Annotated in this window: 17 protein-coding genes; 16 read left to right on the top strand and 1 reads right to left on the bottom strand. The window is 32.6% G+C overall.

The window, feature by feature from the left end; translation table 11 throughout:
- The first annotated feature begins 40 nt into the window (after positions 1 to 40).
- The 13 genes from def (at position 41) to P3U32_RS08080 (ending at position 14,234) form a co-directional block, all read left to right on the top strand.
- Positions 41 to 529 carry a peptide deformylase gene (gene def / locus P3U32_RS08140; RefSeq protein ID WP_323702627.1) on the top strand — a complete coding sequence of 163 codons (489 nt, stop codon included), beginning with the start codon at positions 41 to 43 and terminating at the stop codon, positions 527 to 529.
- Entirely contained in the window at positions 522 to 1,454 is a 933-nt protein-coding gene (gene fmt / locus P3U32_RS08135) for a methionyl-tRNA formyltransferase (RefSeq protein ID WP_323704859.1), read from the top strand. Before def ends, fmt begins: the two co-directional genes overlap by 8 nt.
- Positions 1,451 to 2,761: a 16S rRNA (cytosine(967)-C(5))-methyltransferase RsmB gene (gene rsmB / locus P3U32_RS08130; protein WP_323702626.1), complete on the top strand. Its 1,311-nt coding sequence runs from the start codon at positions 1,451 to 1,453 to the stop codon at positions 2,759 to 2,761. Before fmt ends, rsmB begins: the two co-directional genes overlap by 4 nt.
- Positions 2,762 to 2,763: 2 nt before the next feature.
- A complete protein-coding gene (gene rlmN / locus P3U32_RS08125; protein ID WP_323702625.1) occupies positions 2,764 to 3,855 on the top strand; it encodes a dual-specificity RNA methyltransferase RlmN in 1,092 nt (363 codons plus the stop codon).
- A 3-nt stretch (positions 3,856 to 3,858) separates the two neighbouring features.
- Positions 3,859 to 4,605, top strand: coding sequence for a Stp1/IreP family PP2C-type Ser/Thr phosphatase (locus P3U32_RS08120; protein WP_323704858.1), 747 nt, complete (start codon positions 3,859 to 3,861; stop codon positions 4,603 to 4,605).
- Positions 4,602 to 6,599: a Stk1 family PASTA domain-containing Ser/Thr kinase gene (gene pknB, locus P3U32_RS08115; RefSeq protein WP_323702624.1), complete on the top strand. Its 1,998-nt coding sequence runs from the start codon at positions 4,602 to 4,604 to the stop codon at positions 6,597 to 6,599. The genes P3U32_RS08120 and pknB overlap by 4 nt, the downstream gene beginning before the upstream one ends.
- A gap of 695 nt (positions 6,600 to 7,294) precedes the next feature.
- Positions 7,295 to 8,491 (top strand): hypothetical protein, encoded by a 1,197-nt coding sequence (locus P3U32_RS08110; protein WP_323702623.1) that lies wholly within the window; start codon positions 7,295 to 7,297, stop codon positions 8,489 to 8,491.
- 76 nt (positions 8,492 to 8,567) lie between these two features.
- Positions 8,568 to 9,857, top strand: a complete 1,290-nt coding sequence (locus P3U32_RS08105; protein ID WP_323702622.1) for a cytochrome P450 — start codon at positions 8,568 to 8,570, stop codon at positions 9,855 to 9,857.
- A 93-nt stretch (positions 9,858 to 9,950) separates the two neighbouring features.
- Positions 9,951 to 10,631: a response regulator transcription factor gene (locus tag P3U32_RS08100; RefSeq protein ID WP_323702621.1), complete on the top strand. Its 681-nt coding sequence runs from the start codon at positions 9,951 to 9,953 to the stop codon at positions 10,629 to 10,631.
- Positions 10,621 to 12,009 (top strand): sensor histidine kinase, encoded by a 1,389-nt coding sequence (locus P3U32_RS08095; protein ID WP_323702620.1) that lies wholly within the window; start codon positions 10,621 to 10,623, stop codon positions 12,007 to 12,009. Before P3U32_RS08100 ends, P3U32_RS08095 begins: the two co-directional genes overlap by 11 nt.
- Before the next feature lie 58 nt (positions 12,010 to 12,067).
- On the top strand, positions 12,068 to 12,943 hold the full coding sequence (rsgA, locus tag P3U32_RS08090) for a ribosome small subunit-dependent GTPase A (protein ID WP_323702619.1): 876 nt from the start codon (positions 12,068 to 12,070) through the stop codon (positions 12,941 to 12,943).
- The gene (gene rpe, locus P3U32_RS08085) at positions 12,943 to 13,590 is read left to right on the top strand and encodes a ribulose-phosphate 3-epimerase (RefSeq protein ID WP_323702618.1); all 648 of its coding nucleotides are present in this window, start codon (positions 12,943 to 12,945) and stop codon (positions 13,588 to 13,590) included. Before rsgA ends, rpe begins: the two co-directional genes overlap by 1 nt.
- Before the next feature lie 2 nt (positions 13,591 to 13,592).
- On the top strand, positions 13,593 to 14,234 hold the full coding sequence (locus tag P3U32_RS08080) for a thiamine diphosphokinase (RefSeq protein ID WP_323702617.1): 642 nt from the start codon (positions 13,593 to 13,595) through the stop codon (positions 14,232 to 14,234).
- Between the two features lie 54 nt (positions 14,235 to 14,288).
- Here P3U32_RS08080 and rpmB read toward each other — a convergent pair whose 3' ends face one another.
- Positions 14,289 to 14,477: a 50S ribosomal protein L28 gene (rpmB, locus tag P3U32_RS08075; protein ID WP_323702616.1), complete on the bottom strand. Its 189-nt coding sequence runs from the start codon at positions 14,475 to 14,477 to the stop codon at positions 14,289 to 14,291.
- A gap of 308 nt (positions 14,478 to 14,785) precedes the next feature.
- Between rpmB and P3U32_RS08070 the strand changes: the two genes are divergently transcribed.
- The 3 genes from P3U32_RS08070 (at position 14,786) to sdaAB (ending at position 17,621) form a co-directional block, all read left to right on the top strand.
- Positions 14,786 to 15,160: an Asp23/Gls24 family envelope stress response protein gene (locus tag P3U32_RS08070; RefSeq protein ID WP_016911554.1), complete on the top strand. Its 375-nt coding sequence runs from the start codon at positions 14,786 to 14,788 to the stop codon at positions 15,158 to 15,160.
- 15 nt (positions 15,161 to 15,175) lie between these two features.
- The gene (fakA, locus tag P3U32_RS08065; RefSeq protein WP_323702615.1) at positions 15,176 to 16,825 is read left to right on the top strand and encodes a fatty acid kinase catalytic subunit FakA; all 1,650 of its coding nucleotides are present in this window, start codon (positions 15,176 to 15,178) and stop codon (positions 16,823 to 16,825) included.
- 130 nt (positions 16,826 to 16,955) lie between these two features.
- Positions 16,956 to 17,621 carry an L-serine ammonia-lyase, iron-sulfur-dependent subunit beta gene (gene sdaAB, locus P3U32_RS08060; protein WP_323702614.1) on the top strand — a complete coding sequence of 222 codons (666 nt, stop codon included), beginning with the start codon at positions 16,956 to 16,958 and terminating at the stop codon, positions 17,619 to 17,621.
- Positions 17,622 to 17,624 lie beyond the last annotated feature (3 nt).

Here is a 17,624-nt window from a genome sequence, read left to right as displayed (position 1 = left end):
TTATAATTGTACGATGAGTTTTTAAAAAGGAGCGATAAATATGGCTGTAAAACCACTTGTTACGGTACCAAATACATTATTAAATAGAGAAGTTAAAGATGTTGTTGCTTTTGATGAATCTTTAAAAGAATTGATTGCTGATTTAGAGGATACAATGTTTGAAAATGATGGTGTTGGTATTGCTGCACCACAAATTGGTGTTGACCGCAAAGTAGCAATTGTTGATATGGAGCAAGAAGGTATTTTGCAGTTGATCAATCCTTCGATCGTGTCACAATCAGAAGAAAAAGAATCAGATGTTGAAGGTTGCTTAAGCATACCTGGCGTATTTGGATTAGTTAATAGAAGTAAAATGATTGTTGTTAAAAGTAACGATTTAAATGGTAATGAAGTTGAGTTAACAGCTTACGATGATGTTGCTCGAATCATCTTACATGAAGTGGATCATTTATATGGTGAATTATTTACTGATAAGATGACGAGAGAAGTAAGTGAAGCTGAACTAGAGGAGATGTATGAAGATGAGTAAGATTGTATTTATGGGGACACCTGATTTTTCGACAGGAATATTAGAAATGCTTATTGAAGAACATGAAGTTATTGCTGTTGTAACACAACCTGATCGTCCTGTAGGTAGAAAGAAAGTCTTAACGCCTCCACCAGTTAAATCAGTCGCTTTAAAACATGATATTCCAGTTTATCAACCGGAAAAGTTAAATCATTCTACAGAATTAGATGAAATTATAGCTTTAGAACCTGATTTAATCGTAACTGCTGCATTTGGTCAACTATTGCCAAAAGCATTACTAGAAGCACCGAAATATAAAGCAATTAATGTGCATGCTTCATTGTTACCAAAATATAGAGGTGGCGCGCCAATTCATTATGCTGTAATGAATGGTGAAGAGAAAACAGGTGTCACAATTATGTATATGGCTGAGAAGCTAGATGCCGGTAATATCATTAGTCAAGATGAAGTAATGATTAAAGAAAATGATACAGTAGGAGATGTTCATGATCAACTAGCAGTACTTGGTACAGCATTATTGAAACGAACTTTACCTACTATTTTTAATGGAACAAACGAAAGTATTCCTCAAGATGAATCACTTGTGAGCTTTGCATCTAATATTTCACGTGAAGATGAAAGAATAGATTGGACGCAAAATGCTGAAAATATTCATAATCACATTAGAGGTCTTTCTCCATGGCCAGTCGCTTATACGACAATGAACGATAAGAATTTAAAACTATGGAAAAGTGAAGTTGTGAAAGATGTGAATGGAGAACCGGGTGAAATCGTTGAAACAACGAAAGAATTAATAATCGTTGCAACTGGATCTAATGATGGCGTTGGGTTAAGAGAAATTCAACTGGCTGGTAAAAAAAGAGTACAAGCACGTGATTATTTAAGTGGATTACAAACAAAAATTGATGGGACTAAATTAATATGATGAAAAACAATGTAAGATATGTGGCTTTAACAATATTAGACGATGTACTGACTGGTGAAGCATACAGTAATCTTCAATTGAATGAAGCAATTAAGAACGAAGCCATTTCAAAAAAAGACGTAGGTTTATTAACTGAACTTGTATACGGTACGTTACAACGAAAAATTACATTAGAATACTACATTGAACCGTTTATTCAAACAAAATTAAAAGGTTGGATGAAACGTCTCCTTATTATGAGTGCATATCAATTTGTATACTTAGATAAAATACCGAATCATGCAATTATTAATGAAGCTGTAAATATTGCTAAGGATCGTGGGGATTTGCATAATAGTAAAGCAATCAATGCGATTTTAAGAAACTTTATGTCGACTCCATTAAGAACGTTAGATGAAATTAAACATGATGATAAACGCTTATCAATTGAAGGAAGTGTTCCTTTATGGTTAGCTAAACATTGGATCACGCACTTTGGTTATGAAAAAACGAGAGAAATGTGTTTATTAAGTTTAACGCCACCAGATACAACTGTACGTGTGAATACAACTAGAATTTCAGTAGATGAAGCAGTGGAAAGATTGCAATCTAATGGATATACAGTTGAAAGAGATAGCGATATCGAAAGATGTATACACATTAAAGGCGAACCAATTGTTAATGACCGATTATTCAAAGATGGTTTATTATCTGTACAAGATAAGAGTTCAATGTTTGTAGCGGAAATATTGAATGCGAAAGAAAACAGTACAGTTTTAGATACATGTAGTGCACCAGGTGGTAAAACGTGTCATATCGCTGAAAAATTAAATCAAACGGGTCAAGTTGATGCTTATGATATTTACCCTCATAAAATTGATTTAATTGATTTTAATGTCAAAAAGTTAAGATTAACGAATGTAAATACTGATGTACATGATGCAACGCAACCATTTGATAAAACGTATGATTATGTACTTGTAGATGCACCTTGTAGTGGTTTTGGTGTAATGAGAAGAAAACCTGAAATCAAATATGATAAGACGACTAAAGATGTCGAAGCACTATGGCATTTACAAGTCAAAATATTAGAAAATGCCAGCAAATCACTAGCACCAGGCGGCGAACTTGTGTATTCAACTTGTACAATTGAACAAATGGAAAATGAAAATGTCGTTTATACATTTTTAAAAGCAAATCCAGAATTTGAATTTGCACCATTCATTGATCCAAGAACACAAAATGAAACAAAAACATTACAATTATTGCCTCAAGATTATAACTCAGATGGCTTCTTTATAACTAAAATTAAGAGAAAGGAAAGATAAATATGCCTGCAATACAGAAAAAACGCAATAAGTTTATGCCAAACTTTGAAAAACCTTCAATTTATTCTTTAAAGTTAGGAGATATTGAAGATTGGTTAATTGATCAATCAGAACCAAAATTTAGAGCGAAACAAATCTTTGATTGGTTATATGTTAAAAGAGTAGATTCATTTAATGAAATGACTAACTTATCAAAAGAATTAAGAGAAAAATTAATCCATTCATTTGAAATCACTACATTAGAGGTAGCGGTAAAACAAGAAAGTAAAGATGGTACAATCAAATTCCTATTTGAACTACAAGATGGATATACGATTGAAACGGTGTTAATGAGACACGAATACGGTAATTCTGTATGTGTAACAACACAAGTAGGTTGTCGTATTGGTTGTACATTCTGTGCATCATCAATCGGTGGTTTGAAACGTAATTTAGAAGCAGGAGAAATTGTTGCGCAAGTACTAACTGTACAAAAAGCATTAGATGAAACTGACGAAAGAGTAAGCCAAGTCGTTATTATGGGTATTGGTGAACCATTTGAAAATTATGATGAAATGATGGGCTTCTTAAAAATTATAAATCATGATAAAGGATTAAATATTGGTGCACGTCATATAACAGTGTCAACATCAGGTATTGTTCCTAAAATTTATGATTTTGCAGATGAATCTTTACAAATTAACTTTGCATTGAGTTTACATGCTGCAGATAATGAAACGCGTTCAAGATTAATGCCTATTAACAGAGCATACGATTTAGATAAATTAATGGAAGCAATTGAATACTATGTAAATAAAACAAATCGTCGTATTACTTTTGAATATGGTTTATTTGGTGGCGTGAATGATCAAGTTCATCATGCACGTGCATTAGCTAAATTAATTAAACATTTAAACTGTCACGTAAACTTAATTCCTGTTAACCACGTACCAGAAAGAGATTACGTGAAAACATCAAAAGAAGATATCTTTAAATTTGAAAAAGAATTAAAAAGAAATGGCATAAATGCTACAATAAGACGTAATCAAGGTGCAGATATTGATGCTGCATGTGGACAACTGAGAGCAAAAGAGCGAAAAGAAGAAACGAGGTAAGTAATCATGGAAGCACGTTTTTTTACTGATGTCGGTCAATTTCGAGAACAAAATGAAGATGCAGGTGGCATTTATATAAACCAAACGGGTCAAGAATTACTTGTGATTTGTGATGGTATGGGTGGTCACGCTGCGGGTGAAGTTGCTAGTCAATTTGTGAATAACTCGCTTAAAGATAGATTTGAGCAGGAGAATTTTGTTGAATATGACCGTGCTGAAGATTGGTTAAATGCTAATTTAGCAGACATCAATAGACAACTATATAACGAATCTATGGACAACGAAGCATATAGAGGTATGGGTACAACTTGCGTATGTGTATTAATCTATGAAAAAGATATCGTTGTGGCTAATATAGGTGATTCACGTGCTTACTTGGTTAATAATCGTGAAATGCTACAGTTAACGAATGATCATACATTTGTTAACCATCTTGTTACAATTGGAGAAATTACGAAAGAAGATGCTTATACACATCCTCAACGAAATATTATTACAAAAGTAATGGGTACGGATAAGAGAGTGAAACCAGATATATTCTATTATAATACTAAATATTATGACTATCTTTTATTAAATTCAGATGGTTTAACGGATTATTTAAGAGAAGCCGAGGTACAAGATATTATTATGACGCATGAAGGTACGACAGAAGACATTGGTAATTCATTAATTGAATCAACAATTGAAGCTGAAGGTAAAGATAATATTTCGCTAGTATTATGCCCATTTGAAGGTGGGAAAATATGATAGGTCGTAAAATCGCCGGTCGCTATGAATTTGTGAAATACTTAGGTGGCGGTGGTATGAGTAATGTTTATTTAGCGAAAGATAATATCTTGAATCGTGAAGTTGCAATAAAAGTTATCAATATACCACCATATGAAAAAGAAAAAACAGTCGAGCGTTTTGAACGTGAAGTTCAAAATACGACAATACTGAGTCATAGTAATATCGTCAATGTCTTAGATGTTGAAGAAGATGATGATTGTTATTATTTAGTTATGGAATATATCAATGGTCCAACATTGAAAGAGTACTTATGTAAAGAAGGTAAATTATCTGCTGATGAAGCAGTTGAAATGACGCTTCAAATATTAAAAGGTATTGCACATGCACACCATCATAGAATTATTCATAGAGACATCAAACCGCAGAATATATTAATGACAGAGAATGGCACACTTAAGGTGTTGGATTTTGGAATTGCACGTGCATTAAGTGAAACGGCAATGACTGAAACAAACCATGTCATGGGATCTGTACAATATCTATCTCCAGAACAAGCTAAAGGACAGTCTACGGACGAATCTTCAGATATATATTCAATAGGAATTGTGTTATATGAATTGTTGACGGGGCATCCACCATTTAATGGGGAAACACCTGTGAGTGTCGCAATAAAGCACATACAAGAAGAACTACCTTCTGTTCGTAAAGAACGTCCATCAGTACCACAAAGTATTGAGAACATCATTATGAAAGCAACACGTAAAGAGAAGTCTCAGAGATATCGTGATACGAACGAAATGTATTATGATTTATTAACAGCATTAGACGAAGAAAGAAAAAATGAGACACCAATGTTTGCTGCAAGTGATGAAACAAAGACAATTCCAATTGTGACATCAAATAAAGATGATCAAACAAAGCCAGTACAAGTACCATTAGCGCAACAATATAATCAAGAGCAAGAACAGAAAGAAGAAAAGAAACATAGCGGTAAGTTAAATAAATGGCTGATTATATTTGTACCGATATTGCTCGTTTGTATGCTTTTTGGTGCAATTGCATTTGCACTGACAGCACCTAAATATGAAGATGTTCCTAATTTGTTAGGTAAATCAAGAGGCGAAGCAATTGCATTACTTGATGAAAAAGGGCTGCGTAAAGGCAAAGTAACTACGGATTATAGTAATAGCTTCAAAGAAGGTGAAGTTATGAAAGTGAATCCTAAAGTTGGCACGAAAGTGAAAGAAATGTCTAAAGTCAATCTTGTTATATCAAAAGGTGTCAAGACCTTCACGGTCGAGGATTATGTTGGCGAATCAGCTGATAAAATCAAGAAGAAGCTTGAGAAACAAGGATTTGAATCCGTTCGCATTAAAGAACAATATGATAAAGCAGACAGCGGCACAATCATAAATCAAAATATTGAACCTGGAAGTAAAGTCGTACCAAAAGATTCACTCATTATACTTACTAAATCAGTTGGTGTTGAACAAGTGTATGTCAAAGATTACACAGGTGAAGATATAGGTTCTGCAACAGCAGAATTAGAAGAAGCCGGTTTTAAAGTGGAAACGAAAGAGGTTGATAGTGATCAACCTTCAGATACAATTGTTAAACAATCATTCAAAGACGGTCAATTGCCAGTAGATTCTACAATTTACTTTGATGTATCGAATGGTAAAAATGACGATGACGATTCAGATAAAGAAAAATCTAGTGATAAAAAAGACGACAAGTCAAAAGATGACAAAAATAGTATGACTGACAAAACGTATACACAAACTGTTTATATACCATTTACAGGTTCGGATAGTAAAAAAAGTCAGAAAGTTGAAATCTTTGTAAAAGATAAATCACATGATATTGGTGAAGCGTCACAAACATTTACAATTAAAAAAGATACAACGAAAAGTATAAACTTTACGATTCCAAAAGGTGAATCTGCAGAATACCGAGTAGAAGTAGATGGCAAAGAAATCGAAGGTAATACAATCGATTATGACGATTTCTAGATAATAAAACTATCAAATGTCGACAAAGTTATATACTTTGTCGGCATTTTTTTATGTGCATGCTTTCCGCGGGCATGTTCTCAGCCTGTAGTCTTCGAATCATAATGGTCCCACAGGAGTCAGCGCAAAAAAATGCTGAACATTGCAAGTGAAGTCCGACGTGCAACATTGGAGCGCTGAACATTGCAAGTGGAGGTCGACATGCAACGTTGGGACTGGCTAACGAGATAGTTCTGAAAAACAATCCCGTTAGAAAATCTAACGAGATAGAAAGTAAAAACAATCTCGTTAGCGGGTAAATAGACCGCTCAGAAGCCCGTATTAACTATAAAAAGTGAGAAAACAACGTGCTAACGAGATAGTTCTGGAAAACAATCCTGTTAGAAAATCTAACGAGATAGAAAGTAAAAACAATCCCGTTAGAGCATAAACAAACGCCATAAAAGCCTTAAAGAGCTAAAAAATAAGTGAAATTGACACGCTAACGAGATAGTTCTGGGAAACAATCCTTTTAGAAAATCTAACGAGATAGTACCAATAAACAATCCCGATAGAGCGTAAACAGACAGACCAAACCTATCAACATTTTTTCTAAAAATGTTGATAGGTTTTTAATATTGTTAAATTTTTACGTAAAACATTGATTTCATAAGCACTTATTAGTAAAATTTAGAAAATGAATAAGTGGTGATGAGATGCTTCCATATATAGCTTTGTTCGAATATATCCATAAACAAATAGAAAATGTAATTGAAAAAAATATAACAAATAATGATGTTTACGATGAATATAAAAATATTGTTCATACTCCACAACTTGCCGATCAAGTATTCATGGAAATTATGAATAATTACTTTTATGAAGTTGGTTTGAAAAACGCCAAATTAACACGATTAAAAGAACCTGAACAATATATTGGTGTTAAAGTAAGGGCGACAAAGGATACGTTAATGGTAACTGAAGTGATTGATGATATTCGTTTTGTAGTTGGTGATGAGATATTGCAATTATCTGGGGATCCTGTTGATTATTGCAGAAAAAGATATCATCGTATTTTAGGAGATGAACCTTATCATCGTGAAGAGTGGGAACGTATCCTTACTTATCAAAACGATGTGACAATTCAAAGGGGCAACCAACAGGACCGAATTGAACTCAAATTATATCCCGTGAATCAAAGGTCATTTATTGATGTTTATGAAAAGGATGGCGTACCTATATTAAATATCGTTGGAAATATTACCTTTGAGCAGGCAGTGGAGGGATTATATCGGCTATCACATTTTCAAACAACAACTGAGAAGGTCATTTTTGATTTTAGAAAAGCGAGATTCGATCAACTCAGTATAGCTGAATTTTTATTACCTTATTTCTTTGAAATTGGTGAACAAGCAGAAGTTGATGCTATTGATACTGAAATATTATTGGAAAACGAGCGACAAAATGCGTTATTCAAACAAAAATTAGAACGATTATACAAAAGAACAAACGACATGAATGAACAAGCGTTTTATCAAAATTTATTAGATCAACCAGTAGGAAAATGGAGATTTTTTGAAGATAATAAAATTAAATTTATTGGTTTAAGCCGTTTCGAATCTATTGATGTCATCATAGATAAAGATACTGAACAAGGTGCAGAATGGCTTGTACAGAACATGTCTAAATCTCAAATTGTCAATATTATAGGTAGACCAACTAAAGGCTATTTAAACTTCTTCGAAAGTGTTGATGAAATCATTGATCAAAGATTCTTGTTTACATTTCCGGTAGCTAATCAAAATACAAATAAATGTGACGACATTGTTTATCCTGATTTATTGTTAGAATGGACAAAAAGACATGTAAAGATTGATTTAGATATAAAATTTGCATGTGATAATAGTAGTTGATTGATTATTTCTTTAGAAAATGAAATAATATAAAAGTGTATGAAAATTATAAAAATATTTTGGGGGCGTTGATTTTATGAGTAAACAAATACCAAAAGATCGTGGGCTAGATAGTACGATAAAAGTATTAAAAGAAGGATATAAGTATGTACCAAATAGACTTGAGAAATTTGATACAAATATTTTTGAATTAAGAGCATTAGGTGGTAGAAGAACAGTTGTTATCAGTGGTAAAGAAGCTGCTGAGTTATTCTATAATAATGACTTAATTGAAAGACAAGGAACATTACCAAAACGTGTTGTTAATACTTTATTTGGTAAAGGTGCGATACATACAACAGGTGGAAAAAAACATATCGATAGAAAAGCGTTGTTTATGTCATTAATGACAGAAGAAAACTTAGACTATTTAAGAGAATTAACACGTACTACTTGGTATACAAATACTGAGCGTATGGAAAGAATGGACGAAGTTAACGTTTATAAAGAATCTATCATACTTCTAACTAAAGTTGGCTTTAGATGGGCTGGTATTAGTGCTTCACCTGAAGAAGTTGAACAATGTGCAGCTGATATGGATACAATGATTGATTCATTTAAAACAATCGGTACTGCATTCAAAGGTTATAAAGAAGCTAAACAAGCAAGAGCACGTGTTGAAGATTTCTTAGAAAACCAAATTATTGCTGTTCGTGAAGGTACAATAACACCTCCACAAGGTACAGCGTTATATGAATTCAGTCATTGGGAAGACTTTGAAGGTAACTTAATGGATTCAAGATTATGTGCCATTGATTTAATGAACGTTGTTCGTCCACTTGTTGCGATAAACCGTTTCATTAGTTTCGGTGTTAAAGCTTTACATGATTATCCTGGTGAAGCTGAACGTGTGTTCAACAACGAAAATGACTATGCATATAAATTTGTACAAGAAGTAAGAAGATTTTATCCATTCGTTCCATATTTACCAGGTAAAACTGCAGTAGATGTTGAATTTGATGGTTATACAATTGAAAAAGATACTTTCTTAATTCTAGACATTTACGGTACATTACACAGAGAAGGACTTTGGGAAAATCCAGAAAGATTCTACCCTAACCGTTTCTCTGATTGGGATGGAAGTCCATTTGATTTAATTCCTCAAGGTGGCGGAGATTATCATACAAACCACCGTTGTGCTGGTGAGTGGATGACAATTATTATAATGGAAGAATCTATGAAATACTTTGCGAAAAACATTTCATACGATATGAAAAAAGACCAAGACTTATCTGTTAACCTTAATAAATTACCAGGTAGAGTTGTCAGCGGTACAATTATCGAGAATGTAAATGCACTTGTTAATCGTAACGTAGAGTCTGTATAATATTCGAAATACACTTTAAATAATTAAAAGTTATAAAGACTGTCACACGTGTGGGCAGTCTTTTTTGGTATGATGAATGTGTGAGGTGATATTATGGTAAATTGTCTAGTCGTAGATGATGATCGATTTATATTAAATGATTTGAAAAGAGAGATTGAAAAAGAAAACATACATGTTGTCACAAGTGACAGTGGAGAAGATGCTTTAAGTGTAATGGAACATGAATATATAGATATTGCCATTGTTGATGTAATGATGCCTGGCATAGATGGATTTGAATTATGCCAATTGTTAAAGGAATCTTATGATATTCCAGTTATTATGTTAACAGCTAGAGATGAATTAAGTGATAAAGAGAATGCATTCTTATCTGGTACGGATGACTATGTGACAAAACCATTCGAAATAAAAGAACTTATTTTTAGAATTAAAGCAGTGTTGAGAAGGTTTCAAATTAATACAATGAAAGAAGTTAAGGTTGGTAATACAATCGTCAACACGACAGAAATGGAAATCTCAGTCAATCAAAAATCGATGCATCTACCTAAGAAGGAATTTACATTAATAGAACTATTGACGAGAAATGAAGATAAAGTATTATCAAGGGATAAAATGATTGAAATTGTGTGGGGACTCGATTTTGAAGGTGATGAACGAACATTAGATGTGCATATTAAACGATTAAGAAAGCGTTTATTGAGTTTAGGAAGTGATATTACAATTAAAACGGTAAGAGGTGTCGGATACAAGGTGGTGCTTTCAAATGAAGTTTAAATCATTAGCACAGCGTATTACGATTTATACAATTGTCGTTATGATCGTAAGTTCTATACTAGGGTTTGTACTTACAAATGTATACTATCATTTAGATTTAAAGCATAAAAATGATGCAAAAGTAATGCAAACACTTAAGGAAGTTCAACGATTTGTCGATGAAGATTCCAATATGTCATTAAGTCGTTATCTTGAACATTTAGGGCAATTACATTATCAAATCATTTTATATGATGAAGATTTGAAACCAACATATTATGGTGATGAATTTAGAAAATATAATTTAAATAAAGATGCTGTGAAAGATGTGTTGAATCATCATAACTACCATGGGATTAAACATCGACCGTTTAATATTTTTATAACTGGATTTTTTGACAATGAAACGAGAAATACTGTTGGAGTAAATATTACATATCATGGATCGCATTATGCATTATTTATGAGACCAAGTGTTGGTTCTTTACTTGGTGAATTTAGAATATTTTTGGCTATTTTACTCGTATTGCTAACAGTTATTTCATTATTATTAGTGATGCTTTCCAGTCATTCATTAGCCAATCCGATAAAAAGGTTGATGCAAACAACGAAATCACTTGGTAAAGGCGACTTTAATGTTGATATTAAAGTAACGAGAGATGATGAAATTGGTGTGTTACAACATCAATTTATTACAATGAGAGATGAATTGAAACAATTAGAAGAAATGAGACAATCATTCGTACAAAATGTCTCTCATGAGATCAAATCTCCTTTACAATCAATTTTAAGTTTATTACGAAACTTAGAATACGAAAAAGACGAAGTTAAACGTAAACAAATCATCGAAGATATTTATGAACGTGCCAATCGATTAAGTAATTTAACGAAACAACTATTATTACTTTCAGAACTAGATAACAGTGAACATCTTAATTTTGATGAAACGATTGATTTAAGCCATATTATGAAAGATGTCATCCGAAATTTAAATTACTTATTAGACGATAAAAGTATTACTATAATGACAGATTTTGAAAAGTTAACTGTTAAAGGAAATAGTAAATTGTTGTATCAAGCTTTTTATAATGTGTTGAACAATGCAATTAAATATTCTCCAGAGTATAGTATGATACAAGTAAGTATCAATAAAGATGACAATGATCAACTTAAAGTAAGGATCAGTGATGAAGGTATTGGTATGTCTCCAGAACAATTAGGACAAATTAAAAATCGATTTTACAAAGTGGATGCATCACATAATGAACATGTCGATAGTAATGGATTAGGACTGTCTATTGTAGATGCTATTATGACGCATCACGATGCTCAATTATTATTTGAAAGTGAACAAGATATTGGAACTAAAGTTATATTTTTATTCAATCGGTTGAAGTAAATACGATTAAATGAAGTGATATTTGGTATAATATATATAAAACAAGGTAGGTGTTAAATTGAAAACAGGTCGTATTATAAAGTCGATTAGTGGGGATTATTCCGTTCAGACTAATGATGGCGTATATATTACAAAAGCAAGAGGATTATTTAGAAAAAAGAAAACATCTCCAGTAGTAGGAGATGTAGTCGATTTTCAAGTTGAAAATGAAACAGGTGGGTATATTCAACATATTCATGAGAGAGAAAATATATTGTTAAGACCGCCAGTTTCAAATATAAATAAAGTTATCGTTGTTATGAGTGCAGTTGAACCTGAATTCAGTCAACAATTACTAGATAGATTCTTGGTCGTAGTTCATTCGTACCATATTACGCCAATGATTTGTGTTACTAAGAAGGATCTCGCAAATGAAAAACAAATTAATGACATTAACCAGATATTGAGTAAATACGAAGAAATTGGATATGACACATTATTCGTAGGAGAGTCAGAAGATTTATCTGTATTGATTAAGCCTTTAATTGAAGGAATTATTGTTTTAAGTGGTCAATCTGGTGTAGGTAAATCGACGATGATGAATAGACTATTCGAAGATTTGAATATTGAAACAAATAAAATATCAAAAGCTTTAAATAGAGGTAAACATACGACAAGACATGTTGAATTATTTGAAATGGAACATGGTTATCTTGCGGATACACCCGGATTTAGTGCATTAGATTTCTCACATATAGAAAAAGAAACGTTAACAGACTTATTTCCGGAATTTGCTAACATCAAATCTGAATGTAAGTTCAGAAATTGTACGCATATCAATGAACCTAAATGTGCAGTAAAAACGCTTATAGAAGAGGACTCATTCTATCAATTGAGGTATAAGCATTATTTAACATTATTTGAGGAAATTCAAAATAGAAAGGTTAGATATTAATGGTAAAAATAGCACCTTCGCTTTTAGCATGTGATTTTGCAATATTAAAGGAAGAAGTACAACGTGTTAAAGATTCAAAAGCAGATATACTACATTTTGATGTAATGGATGGTCAATTTGTACCAAATATTTCAATAGGTTTGCCAATATTAGAATCTTTAAGAAAAGTGACGGATATGACAATCGATACACATTTAATGATTGAAAATCCAGAACAAATGATTGATTTATTCTGTGAAGCGGGTAGTGATATGGTATCCGTTCATTTTGAAGCTACACATCATATTCATAGAGCAATTCAACAAATTAAAGCGCATAATAAATTAGCGGGTGTGGTTATTAATCCGGGTACGCCAGTTGAACATTTACAAAGTGTATTAGCAGATGTTGATTTTGTATTAATTATGACAGTGAACCCTGGGTTTGGTGGACAAGCTTTCATATCTTCAACATTAGATAAAATTGCTTGGCTAGATCAATATCGTAAAAATAATCAATTGAGCTTTGAAATTGAAGTTGATGGTGGAATCAATGATCAAACGGGTGAATTATGTAGAAATCATGGTGCAGATATTTTAGTTGCGGGCTCATACTATTTTAAACATGAGGATTATCGTGCGCCAGTTCTAAAATTAAAGGGTGAATAAATGTGAAAGTAAATTTATTGTGCAGTTTGAGAAATGTAGATGAAGAAGTATTTCAAGAATCACACGTCGATTGGATCGGCGTTGATAGAGGTACGTTAGAATTAATCAAGCATAATATTACGCCAGTTGAAGCAGTAGGGGATTTTGATTCAGTAAACGAACTAGAAATCGCTGAAATTAAGCAAAAGATTAATATAAATCCTGTAAAAAAAGAAAAAGATGATACAGACCTTGCTTTGGCCGTAGACATGGCCGTCAGTTTAAATTACAAAGAAATTTGTATATACGGTGCAACAGGGGGAAGGTTAGATCATTTTATGGGTGCTGTTCAAATATTAACAAAGCCCGAATTTTTAAATATGGATATCTCCATTTCATTAGTTGATCAACAAAATGTAATAACCGTTCTAAAACCAGGGATGCACAAAGTGGATAAAATAGAGCATATGAACTATGTTTCGTTTATACCTCTTAATCCTAATTTACGAATGAAATTAGATGGTTTTAAGTATGAATTGCCATATACAACATTGGAACAAGGTTCAACGCTAACAATCAGTAATGAATTTAAAGATGATGTAAAACAGCCAGTTGCTATTGTAGAACTCGGGAATATTTTAATGATTCAAAGTAAAGATAAATAAAAAAAGAGAACCTTCCACACAAAGGTTCTCTTTAATATATGTGACTTATATTCATTAAACGCGTGTAACTTTACCTGATTTCAATGCACGAGCAGAAACCCATACACGTCTAGGCTTACCATCAACTAAGATTCTAACTTTTTGTAAGTTAGCGTTCCAACGACGTTTGCTTGAATTTAATGCGTGAGAACGATTGTTACCCGTTCTAGCTTTACGACCTGTTACGAAACATTCTTTAGCCATAAAAATCCTCCTTTAACGAAATATAAATACACATTTATTTACGTTTACACACTTTAATAATATAACACGCACATTATAGTAATTCAATGTATAATTACTAAAAAAGCAAAAAAATAATAACAAATTTCGCCAAAAGTGTTTTAAAGTTGAATTTATTTGTTATAATGATATCTTGTGAAAACGTTGTATATAAAAACATAAAAATGATGAATTCTTGCGATATGATAAAGAAATTAAGTATAATTAAACAGAACATATAAAATAAAAAATTTGAATAACAAATTCGGATGTGTAGGAGGGACATATTCATGACTTTAGAAATTACTAACGAATATGGAAGTATTGATATTTCAAATGACGTCATTGCTACACTTGCTGGTGGCGCAGCTGTAGAATGCTACGGTATAGTTGGAATGGCAAGTAAACACCAAGTAAGAGATGGGATTGCGGAAATTTTAGGTAGAGATAATTATGCCAAAGGTGTTATTGTTTCTCAAAATGAAGGTGTTCTTGATGTAGATATGTATATTATTGTAAGTTATGGTACGAAAATTTCAGAAATAGCAAACAATGTCCAATCTGCAGTTAAATATACTTTAGAACAATCATTAAATTTAAAAGTTAACGCAGTAAATATATATATACAAGGTGTACGAGTAATTAATGATGATGAGGAAGCTTAGGGAGGCAATTACAGTATGAAAAAGATTGATGGCAAATTGTTTGCTGATATGATCGTTCAAGGATCTGATAGTCTATCAAATAATGCAGATTTTGTGGATTCTTTAAACGTATTTCCAGTGCCAGACGGAGATACAGGTACGAATATGAATTTATCCATGTCTTCAGGTGCTGCTGAAGTAAAATCACAAAGCAGTGCACATATCGGTGAAGTTGGGATTGTATTTTCAAAAGGATTATTAATGGGAGCAAGAGGTAACTCTGGTGTTATTTTATCTCAGTTATTTAGAGGGTTCTCTAAATCTATAGAAAATGAAAATGAAATTGATGCTAAACAATTCGCTAAAGCATTTCATGCAGGTGTGAATACAGCGTATAAAGCTGTTATGAAGCCAGTTGAAGGTACAATTTTGACAGTGGCTAAAGAAGCGGGTGAAGCTGCTGTAACTGCGTCAGAAACAACAGATGACATTATTGAAGTGATGGAAGCTGTTATTAAACATGGCCAAGTTGCTTTAGAAAATACGCCAAATCAATTACCAGTGCTTAAAGAAGTCGGTGTTGTTGATAGTGGTGGACAAGGTTTAATGTTTGTTTACGAAGGTTTCTTAGCAGCATTAAAAGGCGAAAAAATCGAACCAAATAAAGAAAAAGTAGATACAAATGAATTTGTAAATGATGATCATGATTTTGGTGGCGTTATGAACACAGAAGATATCGTATACGGATATTGTACTGAAATTATGGTTAGATTTGGTGAAAATAAAAAAGCGTTTGACGAAGACCAATTCAGAGAAGATATGAGTCAATTTGGTGATTCATTGCTTGTTATATCTGATGATGAAATTGTTAAAATTCACGTCCATTCTGAAACACCAGGTGAAGTTTTATCATATGGAAGTCAGTATGGTGAATTAATCAAGATTAAGATTGAGAATATGCGTGAACAACATAGAGAAGTACTTAGAAAAAGTGAAAACAAAAAAATACAACAAGAAAAAAATGAACAAATAGATACAGCAATCATTACAATTTCTATGGGTGAAGGAATCACAGAACTATTTAAATCATTAGGTGCGACACATGTGATTAGTGGCGGACAAACGATGAATCCTTCTACAGAAGACATTGTAAAAGTTGTTAAACAGTCAGGATGTAAAAATGCGATTATTCTTCCAAATAATAAGAACATAATCATGGCTGCTGAACAAGTTGAACATTTAGTTGATATTCCAGTTGCAGTTGTTGCATCGAAGACTGTATCACAAGGACTTTCTGCAATGCTTAATCTTAATTTAGAACAATCAATTGAAGAGAATAAAGCACAAATGGAAGAAGCGATGCGCTTTGTTAAATCTGGATCCGTTACATATGCGGTCAGAGATACAAATATTGATGGAATCACGATTAAAAAAGGCGAATTTATGGGAATAAATGAAAGCAATATTAAAGTGAGTGATGCTGATCATATTGCAGTCAGCCAAAAATTAATCGATGATATGATTGATGATGAAAGCGAAATATTAACAATCATTAAAGGTGAAGACGCAACTGATGATGAAGTTTCTCAAATAGTATCATATGTTGAAGAAAACTATGAAGATGTAGAAGTAGAAGTTCACCAAGGTGATCAACCAATCTATTCATTCTTCTTCTCAGTAGAATAATCTTAAGATATATTAAACAACAATGTTAATTAAAATACGTTGTTGTTTTTTATTTTTTAAAACGCTTTCAAAACGTAATAAAGTTGTTATAATAGTATGGTGAAATTAATATAGAAACGAGTGATTATGAATGAAGTATAGAAGTGTCTTTGACATTATAGGACCTGTAATGGTTGGTCCATCATCATCACATACTGCTGGGGCAGTTAGAATCGGGTTAATAGCAAAAGGGTTATTTAATGGGAAACCGGATCATATTGACATTTATTTATATGGTTCGTTTATGGAAACGTATAAAGGTCATGGTACAGATGTTGCACTTGTAGGTGGCATATTAGGCTATGATACGGATGACGATAGAATTAAAACAAGTTTAAAAGATGCAGAAGAACAAGATATAGATGTTAACTTTATTGAGATGTTTGAAGAACGTACGCATCCAAATACTGCCATTATCAGTATGAGAAACAAAGAAATGGAAATATCAGTTGAAGGTATTTCTATTGGTGGTGGGAAGGTTGAAATCGTTGCGATTAATGGATTCCGAATTGCAATTAGTGGCAACTATCCTGCGTTACTTGTCTTTCATAAAGATACATTTGGAACAATCGGTAAAGTTACAAATGTCTTTGGTGACAATCGAATCAATGTGGGAAGTATGCAAGTAGCGCGTAAAGAAAAAGGCGAGCTTGCACTAATGACTTGTGAACTTGATGATGATATACCTCAAGAAGTGCTAGACAAAATAAAAGAAATCGATGGTGTTCAAACAGTATCATTGATGGGGGAATCATAAAAG

It is taken from the genome of Mammaliicoccus sp. Dog046, assembly GCF_034039665.1.
Classification (GTDB): Bacteria; Bacillota; Bacilli; order Staphylococcales; family Staphylococcaceae; genus Mammaliicoccus.
Note: the sequence above shows the minus strand (reverse complement) of the source record. Positions and strands in the feature narration are given on the sequence as shown.

Bases quoted from the DNA above. Each gene is read 5' to 3' on its own strand.
- def (WP_323702627.1), top strand. From the start codon at position 41: ATGGCTGTAAAACCACTTGTTACGGTACCAAATACATTATTAAATAGA.
- fmt (WP_323704859.1), top strand. From the start codon at position 522: ATGAGTAAGATTGTATTTATGGGGACACCTGATTTTTCGACAGGAATA.
- rsmB (WP_323702626.1), top strand. From the start codon at position 1,451: ATGATGAAAAACAATGTAAGATATGTGGCTTTAACAATATTAGACGAT.
- rlmN (WP_323702625.1), top strand. From the start codon at position 2,764: ATGCCTGCAATACAGAAAAAACGCAATAAGTTTATGCCAAACTTTGAA.
- pknB (WP_323702624.1), top strand. From the start codon at position 4,602: ATGATAGGTCGTAAAATCGCCGGTCGCTATGAATTTGTGAAATACTTA.
- P3U32_RS08110 (WP_323702623.1), top strand. From the start codon at position 7,295: ATGCTTCCATATATAGCTTTGTTCGAATATATCCATAAACAAATAGAA.
- P3U32_RS08105 (WP_323702622.1), top strand. From the start codon at position 8,568: ATGAGTAAACAAATACCAAAAGATCGTGGGCTAGATAGTACGATAAAA.
- P3U32_RS08100 (WP_323702621.1), top strand. From the start codon at position 9,951: ATGGTAAATTGTCTAGTCGTAGATGATGATCGATTTATATTAAATGAT.
- P3U32_RS08095 (WP_323702620.1), top strand. From the start codon at position 10,621: ATGAAGTTTAAATCATTAGCACAGCGTATTACGATTTATACAATTGTC.
- rpe (WP_323702618.1), top strand. From the start codon at position 12,943: ATGGTAAAAATAGCACCTTCGCTTTTAGCATGTGATTTTGCAATATTA.
- rpmB (WP_323702616.1), bottom strand. From the start codon at position 14,477: ATGGCTAAAGAATGTTTCGTAACAGGTCGTAAAGCTAGAACGGGTAAC.
- P3U32_RS08070 (WP_016911554.1), top strand. From the start codon at position 14,786: ATGACTTTAGAAATTACTAACGAATATGGAAGTATTGATATTTCAAAT.
- fakA (WP_323702615.1), top strand. From the start codon at position 15,176: ATGAAAAAGATTGATGGCAAATTGTTTGCTGATATGATCGTTCAAGGA.
- sdaAB (WP_323702614.1), top strand. From the start codon at position 16,956: ATGAAGTATAGAAGTGTCTTTGACATTATAGGACCTGTAATGGTTGGT.